Genomic DNA, 867 nt, shown 5'->3' on the forward strand with positions numbered 1-867 from the left:
AATTGATGACATATTTCCGAGGAAACATATTTCTGAGATGACATATTTCCAGGACGACATATTTCCGAGACGACATATTACCGGGCCGACATATTTCCGGGACCACATGATATTAGGTGGTTTTTCAGCACATGGTTTTTTGCCGATGGTTTTCTATTTCCAGTTAAGGAATTAGGGTTTTGGACTAATCCAGGTCATTGGGTTAGGGTTTTGGATGTCGCTGGCTCCTATATGTATATATTGTATTGTAAACAATGTAACACAATGAATGAATATAATATATGCTGGTTTTCCCGGTTTGGGTTTCCAGGTGAAAAATCTCTGTGTAATGTTTGTATTTTCCATTGTATATTTTTTGTTCTTTTACTGAAAATCTGTTTGCAGTAAAATATTGTACAAGGTTAAAATCTACATTTTGTATCAGAGCTTTGTTGGTTTTAGGGGGATGCCTTTGTGGTCAAGGGTTTGGTTCGGGACTGTGATAAGCCTTGTTGCAGTGGGAGATCTGTGGTATTGATTTTTCAGGTGAAAAGAAATGGCAAGCAATTCAAAGATGGAGATCGAGAAGTTTAATGGGAAAAGCTTTGAGTTGTGGAAGCTCAAGATGGAAGATCTTTTGGTGGACAGAGATCAGTGGATCGCAGTAGATCCAGGTACTGCACCTACAGGAACTTCTGCAGATGACTGGAAAAAGACGGATCGGAAGGCAAAGAGCACAATTTGACTGTGTCTCTCCGATTCAGTATTACTGAATGTCTCAGAGGAAGCTACAACCAAATATTTATGGGAAAAGTTGGGGAAGTTGTATCAGTCTAAGTCCCAGGTAAATAAACTATTCCTGAGAAAGAAGTTGTATAACTTGAGGAT

The 867-nt window shown here is 38.9% G+C and carries 1 protein-coding gene; it reads left to right on the top strand.

Features of this window, described 5'->3' with window-relative positions; translation table 11 throughout:
* The first annotated feature begins 535 nt into the window (after positions 1-535).
* The gene (locus NUW87_RS11400; RefSeq protein ID WP_269028640.1) at positions 536-724 is read left to right on the top strand and encodes a hypothetical protein; all 189 of its coding nucleotides are present in this window, start codon (positions 536-538) and stop codon (positions 722-724) included.
* Positions 725-867: the final 143 nt, after the last annotated feature.

Source organism: Corynebacterium pilbarense (assembly GCF_026930265.1).
Taxonomy (GTDB): Bacteria; Actinomycetota; Actinomycetes; order Mycobacteriales; family Mycobacteriaceae; genus Corynebacterium; species Corynebacterium pilbarense.

Excerpts from the sequence above, each read along its gene's own strand:
- NUW87_RS11400 (WP_269028640.1), top strand. The coding sequence starts at position 536 with ATGGCAAGCAATTCAAAGATGGAGATCGAGAAGTTTAATGGGAAAAGC.